The organism is Algoriphagus boritolerans DSM 17298 = JCM 18970 (assembly GCF_900108085.1).
Taxonomy (GTDB): Bacteria; Bacteroidota; Bacteroidia; order Cytophagales; family Cyclobacteriaceae; genus Algoriphagus; species Algoriphagus boritolerans.
Genome location: NZ_FNVR01000004.1, coordinates 49,344 through 63,392 on the forward strand (window position 1 = coordinate 49,344; position 14,049 = coordinate 63,392).

The window sequence follows — 14,049 nt, forward strand, 5'->3', positions numbered from 1 at the left end:
TCATAAAAAAAGGAGGCCGAAAATCAGCCTCCTTTTCTGTTAAAACTTAACCAATATGAAGATTTAGAATTCTGTTGGGGATTCGTCAGGAGTTTTCTTTTTTAAAGTGAAAATTATTGCACCGTTTTTACCGTTTTGTCCAAATTTTTCTGTTGCCTTTTCATCTTTAAGTACCTCAATGGCCTCAATATCATCTGGATTGATTTCTTTTACGTCCGGGATTTTTAAGTGTCCGCCACTTTCAAGTTTTAAATAATAAGCAGGTTGGGAGTCTTGAAAACTCTGAATGTAAACAGATGATCTACTTGATTCATTTACGGATGATGCTTTTGGTGATTTTCCATCTTGAATCACTACGCCTGAGACTCTTGAGCCATTCACTGAAGTAGAAACTGCCCTTTTTCCTTCTGAAGGTGTAGCTGATAATTCTTTGCCAATTCTAAACTTTGCTCCAGTTGAGCCCAAAGTGGGTGATGCTCCACCAGGTGCGTACTCCCATGAGGTTATTCTTCCTAGGACTTTTGTTTTGTTTAAATCATTAATCTGGTTTTCAGTCAGCTCATTCTTTATTGCCACCAAGGTAGAAAGCTGCTTTTTCTTCAGCTGATTTTCCAGATTCAGGACAAGATCCATTTGTTTGGTCACAGCTTCAGGATCAGGTTTCGTTTGTGCCAATAGCTTTTTCAGCTTTTCAGTTTCAGCATCCAAATCCCATTTCAAGGTGCTGAAATCAGCAGCATTTGTACTGTGGATTTTCTTGATTTTATCAGCCTGCGAATCGGTAAGGGAGATTTTGTCTCGATTTTTCATCACAATATCGGCGGAGTAAAGGTATTCCTGAAACATATCTTGGGCATTGGCAAGTCTTGTAATCAGGAAAAAGAGCAGGAAAAGGGATTTTTTTAACATGGTTAAATAGTTGGTTTAGTATTCGGCTAATAATGAGGAAGTAGGTGATTCCCAAGTTTCCAAAAAGGTCTTTTCTTCAATGAGAATTTGTTGCTCTTGATTTTCTCCTTGCTGCAATGTAATGATGATCACATCTACAGGAGCTTTGGGACTGCTCTCTTGTTTTGGGAATAGGAAAATCCCAAGCAGCAGTGAAGCAGCAATTCCCATCGGAATCCACCAATTAACAGCCCTTGCCTTTGCCACTTCCGGAAAATCCGGAGTTGGGATTTCAAGGTCTTTTTCTTTCATAATTTGAAAGAAATTGCGCAGTTCTTTTTCTGATTCGTCTCGTATCATTTCTCAATCCTTATTTTTTCAATCCACTCTTTCAGTCTTTTCTTCCCTCGCTCGTAATGCGTACGAACCGTCCCAATATGCAATTGCAGCACTTCCGAAGTTTGCTCCAAAGTCATGTCGTGATAGAACACCATCAGTAGGACTTCCTGCTGCATTTTCGGAAGGCGTTTGACCAATGCTTCGTAGTTAGTCTCATCAATTTCCGTATCCTCAAAGACCAACTCAAGTTGATTCTCAATGCCACTCCACTTTCCGGTTTTCCTCAATTCATCGATCGCAGTAAATCGGATGATCGAAAACAACCAGGTTTTTGCATTTCGGTCTTCCTTTAGCTTTGCCTGGCCTTCCAGAATCTTGAGATAGGCCACTTGCACCACATCCTTAGCCATTTCTCCATCAAACCCACAGCATTGTCTCGCCCACAAATAGGCTTCTCGATGGTGCTGTCTGAGTAAAGTTTCGAGCTGGTTTCGGTTCATTTACCCTACTTAATCGAATAAACAAGATATTTATATGACACGGTCTTCAAAAAATATTGGAAAGTTGCAAAGTTGAAAGGTTGTAAGGTTGGGGCAACTTTGCAACTTTGCCACATTACAACTTTGCAACTCCTCCATGTGGCAGCAACTTATCCGTCAATTTCGCCATCACCTCAAGCTTGAGCGCTCGCTTAGCGAAAATTCAATTGAAGCTTATACCCGGGATGTGGAGAAGTTGGCAGCATTTGCAGAAAGGGAATTTGTAGGGAAAAGTCCCTTGGAACTGGAATTGGAGCACCTTCGCAGATTTGTCAATGCTTTGGCAGCATTGGAGATTTCGGCTTTTTCCCAAGCTCGAATTATCTCCGGTATCAAGGCTTTTTATCGTTTCCTGATGTATGAGGATAAAATCAAGGAAGATCCCGCCCAACTCCTCGAAGCCCCAAAACTGGGACGAAAACTTCCCGACACGCTCAGTTTTCAGGAAATTGAGCTTTTACTGGAAGCCATACCACTTGGGGAATCCGAAGGTCATCGCAACCGGGCAATGCTGGAAATGCTTTACAGTTCCGGCTTACGGGTCAGTGAGCTTGTCGAACTGAAAAAGAGTCAAATTTTTACTGAAATCGGCTTTTTGAAGATTGTGGGAAAAGGCAACAAAGAGCGCTTGGTTCCGGTTGGAAAAGATGCGCTAAAGTATCTCAAAATCTACCAGGAAGAAGTTCGTGTGCACCAGACTCCGACAAGGGGTCATGAGGAATTTGTTTTCTTAAATCGTCGTGGGCAAAAACTTACTCGGGTGATGGTTTTTCTGATCATAAAAAAGACCGCAATTCAAGCCGGTATCAAAAAAAACATCAGCCCGCATACATTTCGACATTCCTTTGCGACGCACTTGATCGAAGGCGGAGCTGATCTGAGAGCTGTGCAGGAAATGTTGGGTCATGAAAGCATCACCACGACGGAGATCTACACGCATTTGGATCGGGATTACCTGAGGCAGGTGCTGACGGATTTTCACCCGAGAAAATAGTGGATTTCGGACCTGCCTGGCTGCGGCAGAATTGGGATGCTTCGGCAGGCTCAGCACAAGTTTCGGATTTCTGAATTTCCTGACTTTAATTTTTCAATAGCAGCGTCCAATCTCCGCTCATTTTCTCTGGAAGAAAGCTCATGTTGGGTTGCTTGAAGAGAATTGTATTCTCTCTGAGACATGATAACAACGCCATTATCTTTCCCTCGATTAATGATGAGCGTTTCAAAGTTTTGAGTGACACGATCAAAATAATTTTTGATGTCTTTTCTGAAGTCTGATAAGGTGGTTGTAATCATGAGGCAGTTGAGAACTGTAAAAATATATGTACATGGATGTGTAAAAAAAGTTTTGAAGAAATCCTTTTTCAAAGTTTTAAAAATCAAAATCTCCTAATTTCGTCTTTTAATAACCAAATATAAAATAATGAAAAAAGTTCTTTCTGCTCTTTTTGTATCCTTGTTTTTTGTTTCCTGCACTTCTTCCAAAATTTACACTACACAGACCTGCATGGTCTGTTTGAATCCAACCGATGGAATTTTGGTGTTGCCTTTGGCCTGGGAGCCTAGTTTCCGTCAATTGAGTGTCTCTCAAAAAAATCAAATCGAACGACAAATCATCTCGTTGCTTCAGAATGAAGGATTCCATAAAGTCGAAGTCCTAGATCGACTGGACTATGAGCTACTAAAAGAAGGAATCAAAGACTTAAATGATCCGGTGCAACGGGAAAAGCTTTCTTCAAAATTGGGATACAGCTACCTGATTGGGTTAACAATTGGACCTACCCGCGTGGGAGAAACTTGGGCTTACCAAACTCCTCAAGAAGCCTATGATTTGGCACCAGTCCCGGATATGGAAATCAGCTCGATACTTCGAATGGCTCTGATTTCAACTGAAACAGGCCAAATCGAATCAGATTTTACCATCACCTCTACCAATTCAGGACTCACGACCAGTGATGAAGATGGGGGGCTGGATTATCAAAACTATGCCGAACTCTTTGGGGTGATTCAGCATGGAGTCGCCAAAGGAATCAAAAATCTAGTCAATGGATGTAGTTGTTGAGGAGATCTACTTCAGTTCGAATCCCAGGATCAAATTTGGATCCGGACAATTTTCTCGATAAAAATCCAGCTCTTTCTCCGCTGCCACTCCGGGATAATCCCCCCAATGTTCGCCCAAATCCCACATCACTTGGAAGTGCAAGTGCGGAGGCCAATCGCCGTTTTCAGGAAATGGACCCACATGACACAGTAAATCACCTGCTTTGAATTCTTTCCCTGTTTGGAGGTTTGCCAGGTCTTTTTGGAACAGGTGTCCGTAAAGTGTGAAAATTTTTCTCTCCTCTAATGTATGCTCGAGGATAATCGTTGGACCATAATTTCCAAAACCGGCATTGTTCTGAAAGCTGTGGATTTTTCCGTCCATCGGTGCAAAGACAGGCGCGCCGGCTTCTGTCCAGACATCCACACCTAGATGAATATTTCTGAAATCTGCATCAGCTGTTGCAAAGACCTCACTTCGTCGGTAGATCGCTCTTTTTTCCAGATAGCCACCAATTCCGAATTTTTTGCTTTTATGCTTCAGCTGGTCAAATACAAACTGATCAAAATCTTCGGTATTTGAAAGATCGACCGTTTTCAATTCCTGATTTTTTTCCGTGAAATCAAGGATTAAGGTGTTTTTATCGTTTAATTTTTCTCCCATTATTGGGAAAAAGTCAAAGCCAGTCCAGATCATAGGATCAAAAGTATGAAATCAACTTTCAGTTTTGGCAAGGAATTTCCAAAATTCAAAAAGTCAAAGTCAGAAATCTAAAGTCAAAAATCTAAAAATTTAGCACTTTTACGTTTTTGGACTTTTTCCGCTATTTATGCCTTTCAGTTAGCTGGAAACGCCTATTTTTAATTTTTTCGGTTCCGGTAATTCAGCTTTCTGACTTTATACTTCTGCTTTAAACTTTCTCCTTCGGATAATTTTTCTAAATTTGCGCCAATTTGGACGTAAGCATTTTCTCTCTATATCCCACTTTATAATGCCAAAAGACAATAGCATCAAACACATTCTCATCATCGGTTCGGGTCCCATTGTGATCGGTCAAGCTTGTGAATTTGACTATGCAGGCTCCCAAGCCGCCCGCTCTATTCGTGAAGAAGGTATCACTGTGACTCTGATTAACTCCAATCCGGCCACAATTATGACTGATCCTGTCACGGCGGATAATGTGTACCTTCTTCCTTTAGATAAGAATTCCATCAAGAAAATTTTAACCGATCATCCTGATATTGATGCGGTCTTACCAACAATGGGTGGTCAGACGGCCTTAAATCTTGCCATTGACTGTGACAAAGCAGGCATTTGGGACAAATTTGGAGTAAAAATGATCGGTGTAGACATCGCAGCGATCGACACGGCTGAAAACCGTGAAAAATTCAAAGCGCTGATGGAAAAAATCGGTATAGAAGTCTGCAAAGGCCATACAGCGACCTCTTTTCTACAGGGAAAGGAAATTGCGCAAGAGATCGGATTTCCTTTGATTATCCGGGCTTCCTATACCCTTGGTGGTGCAGGGGGAGCATTTGTAGAAAAAGAAGAAGATTTTGAGAAATACCTTGTGGCGGGCCTTCAAGCTTCTCCCGTTCATGAAGTGCTCATCGAGCAAAGCATCATGGGCTGGAAGGAATACGAGCTGGAGGTGATGCGGGATAATATCGGCAATATGATCGTGGTCTGCTCCATTGAAAATTTTGACCCCTGTGGAGTCCATACTGGAGATTCGATCACGGTCGCGCCTGCCTTGACGCTGCCTGATACCGTCTATCAGCAAATGAGAAATCACGCGATCAAGATGATGAACAGCATCGGGAATTTTGCCGGAGGGTGTAATGTGCAATTTGCCGTTAGCCCGGACAATCAGGTCATCATTGGAATCGAAATCAACCCGAGAGTATCCCGATCTTCCGCATTGGCTTCTAAGGCTACCGGATACCCAATCGCTAAAGTTGCCGCAAAACTAGCCATCGGATACAATCTGGATGAGCTGAGTAACTCAATCACTAAGACTACTTCTGCATTTTTTGAGCCGACGATCGATTATGTAATTGTGAAGATTCCAAGATGGAACTTTGACAAATTCAAAGGCTCCGACCGCAAATTGGGATTGTCGATGAAGTCCGTAGGGGAAGTGATGGGCATCGGCAGAAACTTCCAAGAAGCGTTGCAAAAAGCCTGTCAATCCCTTGAAATCAAGAGAAATGGACTTGGAGCTGATGGAAAAGAGCTGAAAGATCAAGATCAGATTCTTTATTCCTTGGAAAATCCAAGTTGGAACAGGTTATTTCATATCTACGATGCCTTCAAGCTTGGTATCTCCTTCCGCACCATTCACGAACTGACTAAAATCGATAAGTGGTTCTTGAGACAAATCGAAGAGCTTGTTCACCTGGAAGGTGAAATCTCCAAATATAAAATCGATACCATCCCTTTTGAATTGATGGATTTGGCTAAGAAAAAAGGCTACGCAGATCGTCAGATTGCCCACTTGGTAGACTGTCTCGAAAGCGAGGTATTCAACAAGCGCTATGAGGAAATGGGGATCAAGCGTGTCTACAAGCTCGTAGATACTTGCGCTGCTGAGTTTGAAGCCAAAACGCCTTATTACTATTCCACTTTCGGAGATGAAAATGAATCCATAAGATCGGAAAAGAAAAAGGTGGTCGTTTTGGGGTCAGGTCCAAATCGTGTCGGTCAAGGGATTGAGTTTGACTACTCATGTGTGCATGGGGTGTTGGCAGCAAAAGAGTGCGGCTACGAAACCATCATGATTAATTGTAATCCGGAGACAGTTTCCACAGACTTTGATGTTGCGGATAAACTTTATTTTGAACCTGTTTTCTGGGAACATATCTACGAGATCATTCTTCAGGAAAATCCGCTGGGTGTAATCGTTCAGCTGGGTGGTCAGACAGCCTTGAAACTGGCAGAAAAGCTGGATAAATACGGGATAAAAATCATCGGTACAAGCTTCGAAGCTTTGGATTTGGCAGAGGACAGAGGAAGGTTCTCCACGCTTTTAAAGGATATTGGGATTCCATATCCGGAATTTGGTACCATTCACAATACCGATGAGGCACTTGAACTCTGCAAGACCATTGGTTTCCCGCTTTTGGTTCGTCCAAGCTACGTCTTAGGTGGTCAAGGAATGAAAATCGTGATCAATGAGAAGGAGCTGGAACAGCACGTGGTGAATGTTTTACGAGACATTCCGAATAATGAAATTCTGCTGGATCATTTCCTTGAGGGAGCGATCGAAGCGGAGGCAGATGCAATCTGTGACGGAGAAAAAGTGTACATCATCGGAATCATGCAGCACATTGAGCCTGCCGGTATTCATTCCGGGGATTCCTACGCAGTATTGCCTCCTTACAATTTGGGTGATCTGGTGATCCGTCAGATCGAAACTTATACACACAAGATTGCCCTTGCCCTGAAAACCGTTGGTTTGATCAATGTCCAATTTGCGATTAAAAACGATAAAGTATACATCATCGAGGCTAACCCAAGAGCTTCCCGAACTGTGCCGTTTATCTGCAAAGCGTACCGAGAACCTTATGTAAATTATGCCGTAAAGGTGATGCTAGGGGAGAAAAAGGTGACTGACTTTGAATTCAAACCCTTTAAGAAGGGGTATGCCATCAAGGAACCTGTCTTTTCTTTCCACAAATTCCCGAATGTAAACAAGGAACTCGGACCTGAAATGAAGTCCACCGGAGAAGCGATTTACTTTATCGATGACCTGATGGACGATTATTTTCTTAAAATATATGCAGAGCGAAATATCTACTTGAGTAGATGAAATGCCCATGAGAATGGCTTCTCACACAGGGGGATAATTAAATTGGGCATTCCATCTGACCAAAAAAATCAAATTATAAACAGATGAAATCAAAAAATTAATGGGTGGACTATTAAAATTTGTAATTATTCTTCTTGGGGTGGGTTGGCTTCTAGGTCAACTCATCCGCTATTTTCTACGGACCAAACTGGCCAAGTTTGCCAGGCAAGTGAATGAAGCAGCCATGGAGCAACAGCGCGCTCAGCAACAAGCTTCTCGTCCTAAGAATTCGGTTAATGTGGATTTTGTCCCTAGAGAGGAAATCGAAAAGCGTAAAAAAGATATCGAAGGCGGTGAATACGTTGATTACGAAGAAGTGAAGGAATAATCCTTTACTTTTTTTGTTTCTAATTAACTTAAAATTATAGAATTTAAAGTAAAAGTGCCATTAGCGAAGTAGTCCTACCTTAAGATTCATTAAATCTCTCTCTTGCTTAATTGAGATTTAATTTTTTCAGTATTTTTACCAAAAATTAAGTTATTGACGAATGAAAGTTTTTTTATTGACTGTTTTCCTCGCTTTTATCTCACTTTGCCTTTTTGCCCAAAAAATCACAATCAGTGGTACAGTTAAAGATGGAAATTCGGGAGAAACCCTGATTGGTGTAAATATTTTTGATAAGAAAAACCAAAAGGGTGCAATTACCAATAATTATGGGTTTTTTAGTTATTCCGCCTTTGAGGAAAAAGTTGAGCTGGTTTTTAGCTATGTAGGCTATGAGCCTGAATTGCTGGCTCTCGACTTGAAATCGGATACGCTTCTGACGGTGGAATTGAGGGCTTCCGGATTACTTAAGGAGGTAGTCATAGAAGGAGAGCGGTCAGATCCAATTCAGGAGCGTACTCAGATGGGATCGATCAATGTGCCAATTCGTGAAATCAAGAACTTACCTGCACTGATGGGGGAGGTTGACATTTTTAAAGTGATTCAACTGCTTCCAGGAGTGCAATCCGGTTCAGAGGGCACTTCAGGACTTTATGTCAGAGGCGGAAGTCCCGATCAAAATTTGATCTTACTGGATGGTGTACCCGTATACAATGCCTCCCATCTTTTCGGCTTTTTCTCAGTTTTCAATGACGGCGCGATCAATAATGTGGAGTTGATCAAAGGTGGTTTTCCTGCCAGATTTGGTGGGAGACTTTCTTCGGTAATTGATATTACCATGAAAGAAGGAAACATGAAGGAATTTAAAGGAGAGGGAAGTATTGGGTTGATCGCTTCTAAAATCACGCTTGAAGGCCCGATTAAAAAGGATAAAACGTCTTTCTTGTTTTCCGGAAGGAGAACTTACCTGGATATGATAGCAAGGCCGATAATCCGAAAATCAACCGGAGGGAATGAGGACGTCGGGTATTTTTTCTATGACCTCAACGCCAAAGTGAATCACATTTTTGACAAGAAAAACCGACTTTATCTAAGCTATTATGGGGGACAGGATGTGGCCTACTCCAAGTACAAAAATACCTGGGAGAGACCGGAAGGAATCAATGAAAGTAATGAGGAGGCTGGTTTGGGTTGGGGAAATAACATTGCCGCAGTTCGTTGGAATCATATCTTTAATCAACGCTTATTTGCCAATTTCACAGGGACATTTACTCAATATAAATTCAGGGTTTTTTCAGATTATGACGATCGCTTTACTCCTAATCAGGGAGATGGTGCATTTCGGGAAACCTACTCCTCAGATTATTTTTCCGGGATTCGTGATGTAGCATTCAAGGCTGATTTTGACTTTATCCCAAATCCGGATCACTACATTCGATGGGGAGGTATGTGGATCAATCACCGCTTTACGCCAGGTGTCTTTGTGTCCCGGGAAAATCAACGGCCCGAAGTCCAAGAGGGTGGAACTCCCTCAGACAGCCGAGAATTTTCAGCTTATATCGAAGATGATTTTTCACTGGGAGATCGCTTCAAATTCAATATTGGGGCTCATTTTTCAGGCTTTTTAGCTAATGAGAAATCTTACACCTCCTTCCAGCCAAGATTTACCGCGAGGTATTTATTGAATCCCAATTCCTCGATTAAGGTTTCTTATGTACAGATGGCTCAATTCATCCATTTGCTGACCAATGCCGGACTCGGCTTGCCAACTGATCTGTGGGTGCCGTCTACGGATCGAATTGGTCCACAAGAAAGCTGGCAAGTGGCAGCGGGCTATTTTAGGAAGCTGGGCTATGGACTGGAATTGAGCGTGGAGGGCTATTACAAGGATATGCAAGGTGTCATTGAATATCAGGACGGGGCGTCGTTCTTAAATACCACTTCTGATTGGCAAGACAAAGTGTCTTCTGGAGAAGGTAGAAGCTATGGCATGGAAGTGCTTTTGCAAAAGAAAATCGGAAAAACCACCGGCTGGATTGGCTATACTTTGTCCAAAACGGAGCGAAGATTTGATGACATCAATTTTGGGGATTGGTTTCCATTTCGATACGACCGAAGACATGACATCAGTGTAACGGCCGTTCATCAGTTGTCAGATCGGATTGATCTATCAGGTACATGGGTTTTTGGTACTGGAAATTTTATAACTGTCCCTACCCAACGCTACCAACATGCCGCAAGTGTCATAGTTGGTAATTTCAATCGCTTTGGAGGCCTGTATGTAGATTATTTCGAGTCAAGGAATAATTTCCAAATGAGAAGCTACCACAGAATGGATCTGGGAATCAATTTTCACAAAGAAAAGAAATGGGGCAAGCGAACTTGGAACGTTTCCATTTACAACGTTTACAGCAGGCTGAATCCGTTCTATATGGACATCAGTTACAACTATGAGTTGCAAAGAAATCAACTGAGGCAATTCAGTCTGTTTCCGATAGTGCCTTCTGCCTCTTACCGATTTACCTTTTGAAGCGTATGAAAAAATTTATAAAAATAATAGCACCTATTTTTTTCTTGACGGGTACGATGGGTTGTGAGCAGTTTTTAGAGGTGGAACTTCCCGGCCAAGAACCACGCTTAGTGATTAATTCGCTTCTTGAAAACTCAGATACGATTCGTGTTTACCTGACAAAAAGCAGCGGGATTTTGGAAGGAAATGAATATGATGGGTTTGATTATGTTAAAGACGGACAGGTATTCCTTAAAACTGAGGATGGAACTAAAATCCCCTTTGGTTTTATTGACAATAGCAACCCCTTCGAATCATTTGCTTATTATTATTTAGCTGGCTATGACTTAAAGGAGAGCGAACAATATGAAATTCTGGCCGAAAGCCCTGAATTTAAAGAAATCAGTGGTCAAGTACAGTTTCCGGAGCTGACCCCAATCAAGGAACTTTCTTATAAGAATCTGGGACCCAATGCCAATTCCGAAAATAGTGATTTGATGGAGTTTACCTTGAAATTCGATGACCTTGAGGGGCGGAATTTCTATGAGTTGACCGGAAGAATTGTTGGGCGAAGTACTACTCAAGCAAATAGTTTTTATTTCAGTGATCTGTACCCAAAACCTGTCAATCCTGCATACGAGCGTGACTCTTGGACCTATGATGGAATTTTGTTTAACGATATATTGCTTAATGGTAAGGATTCCGAAATAGTATTTAGAGTTTCTATTCCAAAAGGGTTTGACTTAGAGGTAGAGTTTAATTTTTCGCATGTAACTGAATCCTATTACCGGTATGAAGAGACAGTTGGACTTCAGGGATATAATCGGGGAGATTTTCTTTCCCAACCTGTCCTTGTTTACAGTAATATTCAAAATGGAATGGGGATTTTGAAAGCACGCAATACCCATTCAAAGATCTTGAAAATCCTTTTGGAGGATTGATCAGTTTCACTTTTTTAATTTCTTCAAAAAGTAATCAGGGGATCGCGCCCCAATCTTTTGCCCAACTTTTTCTTTATTTTCAAAAAAAATCGGCCTTAGAATAGAGATTTGCAATTTGATTCTTGTTGCAAGAAGATTGATTTCCGCTTCACTCATAAGCATTGACATTTAAGCAATCTGAATTTTTCTTGGTTTAATATTTTTAGGCCAATTTTTTTTAGCTAATAACGGTGACACCAAAAAACCTTAAATCCACTTCCGGTTTTAGTTCCTATTAAAAAGTCCTCTCCACCGTCTTTTAAGCCCAGTTTCTTCTTCAATTCCTCTGCTCCTGTGACATAATTTCGGCAGATTACATTAACCTTGCCTGAGGGGAAAAGCGCTTTGATTTCCTGTTTTTTGGGAGAAATTTCTCGGATGATTTCAAACACCCTTCCTGGGATTGCTTCAGGAACCACATCACGAGTGTAGAGATGACTGTTTTTCTCCAACTTTCGAAGTCCAAACCGCTCTCCGAAAAGACTGAAGGCCCCCGCTTTTAAGATGCCACTCAAGGGTTCGATCAGGTATTTTTCTACTTCTCCAAACTGAGATATCGCGTTTTCTTCTGCTTTCGGCTCAAATTCAAAGTTTGGAAAACTACTTTCCAAATCGACGACTGTAATCCTTTTTGTGTCTCCTACTTTTCCTTTTTTCCAAGAAAGCAACAGCTCTTTCACCTCATTTTTCACTGACAACACCGTGATTTTTTGGATATCAGGCAATTTGTTCCAAGCCTGAGACAAGTCCAGCATGGGTGAAACTTTAAGTAAAACTTGATTGGATTTCTCTTTAAAAAGTGGCCAGGCACTGACGACATCCGGTTCGCAATCCTGCAGCTTGAAGAGCTTCTGATTCCCAATTCCTCTTCGGGCAGGATCGGCATAGATCAGGTCAAAATGAAGGTTGGTCTTTTCAAGATATTCTAATCCATCTCCTTCAAAAAATTCAAATTTTCCCGGGTTTAGTAGTTCGAGATTATTTTTTGCAAGCTGAAAAAGTTCGGGTTGTCTTTCGCAATAAATAGCCTTACCAAAACCTTGACTTAAATAATGACTATCCACACCAAAGCCACCGGTCAAGTCCATCATCAGTGATCCTGAAAGATTTTCTGCCTTATGTTTGGCTGTCAGCTCGGAAGAACTTTGTTCCAAGGAAATGGAAGCCGGAAAACTAATACGGGAGTCTGCGACCCACTCCGGAAGTTTTTTTGCAGCCTTCTGCCTTGCTGAAATTTGCTGCACAGCTTCTTTTAAGTCAAAATCGACCTTTCCCTGATACCTAAAAAGCAAAAGTGCAGGATCTTCGCTGAGATGATCCTGCACAAATTGTCTGAATTCAGCGCTATTTACTTCGCCGAAGTTCATTAGACCAGTTTATTTTCCAGCAAGTATTCTGCGATCTGCACGGCATTGGTTGCCGCACCTTTTCTCAGGTTGTCTGCGACGATCCACATGTTAAGGGTATTTGGCTGGGACTCATCTCTTCTCAGTCGACCCACAAAAACATCGTCTTTCTTATGCGCAGTGATTGGCATTGGATAGATGAAATTGGCAGGATCGTCCTGCACGATCACTCCTGGCGCAGATTCCAATAGACTTCTTACCTCTGCGAGGTCAAAGTCCACCTTAAATTCCACATTTACAGCTTCAGAGTGGCCACCAATAGTTGGGATTCTGACTGTCGTAGCAGTCACATTTATCGTATCGTCAGAGAAGATCTTTTTGGTTTCGTTGATCATTTTCATCTCTTCCTTGGTATAGCCATTTGACTGGAATACATCAATGTGGGGAAGGACGTTCATATCGATCTTGTGCGGATAGACCATAGTAGGAGTTTCGCCTGCCCGCTCTGCCATCATTTGATCCACAGCGGCCTTGCCAGTACCTGTGACGGACTGATAAGTGGACACAACGATTCGCTTGATGCCGTAACGCTGACGCAAAGGCTCCAGTGCCAATACCATTTGGATCGTGGAGCAATTTGGATTAGCAATTATTTTATCATTTTTGGAAATCTCTTTGGCGTTGATCTCAGGTACTACCAACTTTTTGTTTGGATCCATTCTCCATGCCGAGGAGTTGTCAATCACATACGTACCAGCTTCTGCAAATTTTGGTGCCCATTCCAGCGAGGTATCACCTCCTGCGGAGAAGATGGCGATTTCAGGTTTGGCTGCCACTGCATCGGCAAGACCGATGACGGGGTATTTTTTGCCCTTATATTCAATCTGTTTTCCTACAGACCGCTCAGAAGCGACCAGTAACAATTCGGAATACGGAAAGTTGTGCTCCGCGAGCACTTCGAGGATTTCGGTGCCAACCAGGCCGGTTGCACCTACTACAGCCAGTTTCATAAGTTTTTGATTTGATTTTTAAAGGCCTTATAGAATCTCACATTTTGAACATCATCCGGTTGCGCGTTGATGCTTTATGCTCGATTTCAAGTTTTAATAGGTTGAATAGGTTTTAGTCTGCAAAAGTAAGGACTACAGGTTCATTTTCAGGATAGTGGTTAAATATTTTTCTTTTCAATTCTTGAAAAATTATGGATGGATTTAGGTTGATTTTATATATTTAAG

The 14,049-nt window shown here is 41.8% G+C and carries 14 protein-coding genes; 6 read left to right on the forward strand and 8 right to left on the reverse strand.

What is annotated here, in order from left to right; translation table 11 throughout:
* Nucleotides 1-63 precede the first annotated feature (63 nt).
* Genes C4S61_RS05390 through C4S61_RS05400 form a run of 3 tightly spaced genes read right to left on the reverse strand, consistent with a single transcriptional unit; the run spans nt 64 to nt 1,727 of the window.
* Nucleotides 64-909, reverse strand: coding sequence for a hypothetical protein (locus C4S61_RS05390; RefSeq protein WP_103923771.1), 846 nt, complete (start codon nt 907-909; stop codon nt 64-66).
* A gap of 15 nt (nt 910-924) precedes the next feature.
* The gene (locus C4S61_RS05395; RefSeq protein ID WP_235009813.1) at nt 925-1,200 is read right to left on the reverse strand and encodes a hypothetical protein; all 276 of its coding nucleotides are present in this window, start codon (nt 1,198-1,200) and stop codon (nt 925-927) included.
* 44 nt (nt 1,201-1,244) lie between these two features.
* Nucleotides 1,245-1,727 carry an RNA polymerase sigma factor gene (locus C4S61_RS05400; RefSeq protein ID WP_103923772.1) on the reverse strand — a complete coding sequence of 161 codons (483 nt, stop codon included), beginning with the start codon at nt 1,725-1,727 and terminating at the stop codon, nt 1,245-1,247.
* A gap of 136 nt (nt 1,728-1,863) precedes the next feature.
* Between C4S61_RS05400 and xerD the strand changes: the two genes are divergently transcribed.
* Nucleotides 1,864-2,760, forward strand: a complete 897-nt coding sequence (gene xerD, locus C4S61_RS05405; RefSeq protein WP_103923773.1) for a site-specific tyrosine recombinase XerD — start codon at nt 1,864-1,866, stop codon at nt 2,758-2,760.
* Between the two features lie 50 nt (nt 2,761-2,810).
* Here the strand turns inward: xerD and C4S61_RS05410 are convergent, their stop codons facing one another.
* Nucleotides 2,811-3,059: a type II toxin-antitoxin system Phd/YefM family antitoxin gene (locus C4S61_RS05410; RefSeq protein ID WP_103923944.1), complete on the reverse strand. Its 249-nt coding sequence runs from the start codon at nt 3,057-3,059 to the stop codon at nt 2,811-2,813.
* A 127-nt stretch (nt 3,060-3,186) separates the two neighbouring features.
* On the opposite strand from C4S61_RS05410, the gene C4S61_RS05415 reads away from it, so the two are divergent.
* A complete protein-coding gene (locus C4S61_RS05415) occupies nt 3,187-3,825 on the forward strand; it encodes a hypothetical protein (protein ID WP_103923774.1) in 639 nt (212 codons plus the stop codon).
* A 6-nt stretch (nt 3,826-3,831) separates the two neighbouring features.
* Here the strand turns inward: C4S61_RS05415 and C4S61_RS05420 are convergent, their stop codons facing one another.
* Entirely contained in the window at nt 3,832-4,467 is a 636-nt protein-coding gene (locus C4S61_RS05420; RefSeq protein WP_235009815.1) for a peptidoglycan DD-metalloendopeptidase family protein, read from the reverse strand.
* Between the two features lie 328 nt (nt 4,468-4,795).
* On the opposite strand from C4S61_RS05420, the gene carB reads away from it, so the two are divergent.
* The 4 genes from carB to C4S61_RS05440 all read left to right on the forward strand — a co-directional run bounded on the left by carB (nt 4,796) and on the right by C4S61_RS05440 (nt 11,429).
* Nucleotides 4,796-7,615, forward strand: coding sequence for a carbamoyl-phosphate synthase large subunit (carB, locus tag C4S61_RS05425; protein ID WP_103923776.1), 2,820 nt, complete (start codon nt 4,796-4,798; stop codon nt 7,613-7,615).
* Between the two features lie 100 nt (nt 7,616-7,715).
* Nucleotides 7,716-7,982: a DUF4834 family protein gene (locus C4S61_RS05430; protein WP_103923777.1), complete on the forward strand. Its 267-nt coding sequence runs from the start codon at nt 7,716-7,718 to the stop codon at nt 7,980-7,982.
* Nucleotides 7,983-8,142: 160 nt separating this feature from the next.
* Nucleotides 8,143-10,509: a TonB-dependent receptor gene (locus C4S61_RS05435; protein WP_103923778.1), complete on the forward strand. Its 2,367-nt coding sequence runs from the start codon at nt 8,143-8,145 to the stop codon at nt 10,507-10,509.
* 5 nt (nt 10,510-10,514) lie between these two features.
* A complete protein-coding gene (locus C4S61_RS05440; protein WP_103923779.1) occupies nt 10,515-11,429 on the forward strand; it encodes a DUF4249 domain-containing protein in 915 nt (304 codons plus the stop codon).
* A 6-nt stretch (nt 11,430-11,435) separates the two neighbouring features.
* Here C4S61_RS05440 and C4S61_RS21795 read toward each other — a convergent pair whose 3' ends face one another.
* The 3 genes from C4S61_RS21795 to C4S61_RS05450 form a co-directional block, all read right to left on the reverse strand.
* A complete protein-coding gene (locus tag C4S61_RS21795; RefSeq protein WP_160111207.1) occupies nt 11,436-11,585 on the reverse strand; it encodes a hypothetical protein in 150 nt (49 codons plus the stop codon).
* A 65-nt stretch (nt 11,586-11,650) separates the two neighbouring features.
* Nucleotides 11,651-12,835 carry a class I SAM-dependent methyltransferase gene (locus C4S61_RS05445; RefSeq protein ID WP_103923780.1) on the reverse strand — a complete coding sequence of 395 codons (1,185 nt, stop codon included), beginning with the start codon at nt 12,833-12,835 and terminating at the stop codon, nt 11,651-11,653.
* On the reverse strand, nt 12,835-13,824 hold the full coding sequence (locus C4S61_RS05450) for an aspartate-semialdehyde dehydrogenase (RefSeq protein WP_103923781.1): 990 nt from the start codon (nt 13,822-13,824) through the stop codon (nt 12,835-12,837). The genes C4S61_RS05445 and C4S61_RS05450 overlap by 1 nt, the downstream gene beginning before the upstream one ends.
* Nucleotides 13,825-14,049 lie beyond the last annotated feature (225 nt).

Coding starts and splice junctions, on each gene's coding strand:
- C4S61_RS05390 (WP_103923771.1), bottom strand. CDS start 909: ATGTTAAAAAAATCCCTTTTCCTGCTCTTTTTCCTGATTACAAGACTT.
- C4S61_RS05395 (WP_235009813.1), bottom strand. CDS start 1,200: ATGAAAGAAAAAGACCTTGAAATCCCAACTCCGGATTTTCCGGAAGTG.
- C4S61_RS05400 (WP_103923772.1), bottom strand. CDS start 1,727: ATGAACCGAAACCAGCTCGAAACTTTACTCAGACAGCACCATCGAGAA.
- xerD (WP_103923773.1), top strand. CDS start 1,864: ATGTGGCAGCAACTTATCCGTCAATTTCGCCATCACCTCAAGCTTGAG.
- C4S61_RS05410 (WP_103923944.1), bottom strand. CDS start 3,059: ATGATTACAACCACCTTATCAGACTTCAGAAAAGACATCAAAAATTAT.
- C4S61_RS05415 (WP_103923774.1), top strand. CDS start 3,187: ATGAAAAAAGTTCTTTCTGCTCTTTTTGTATCCTTGTTTTTTGTTTCC.
- C4S61_RS05420 (WP_235009815.1), bottom strand. CDS start 4,467: ATGGGAGAAAAATTAAACGATAAAAACACCTTAATCCTTGATTTCACG.
- carB (WP_103923776.1), top strand. CDS start 4,796: ATGCCAAAAGACAATAGCATCAAACACATTCTCATCATCGGTTCGGGT.
- C4S61_RS05430 (WP_103923777.1), top strand. CDS start 7,716: ATGGGTGGACTATTAAAATTTGTAATTATTCTTCTTGGGGTGGGTTGG.
- C4S61_RS05435 (WP_103923778.1), top strand. CDS start 8,143: ATGAAAGTTTTTTTATTGACTGTTTTCCTCGCTTTTATCTCACTTTGC.
- C4S61_RS05440 (WP_103923779.1), top strand. CDS start 10,515: ATGAAAAAATTTATAAAAATAATAGCACCTATTTTTTTCTTGACGGGT.
- C4S61_RS21795 (WP_160111207.1), bottom strand. CDS start 11,585: ATGAGTGAAGCGGAAATCAATCTTCTTGCAACAAGAATCAAATTGCAA.
- C4S61_RS05445 (WP_103923780.1), bottom strand. CDS start 12,835: ATGAACTTCGGCGAAGTAAATAGCGCTGAATTCAGACAATTTGTGCAG.
- C4S61_RS05450 (WP_103923781.1), bottom strand. CDS start 13,824: ATGAAACTGGCTGTAGTAGGTGCAACCGGCCTGGTTGGCACCGAAATC.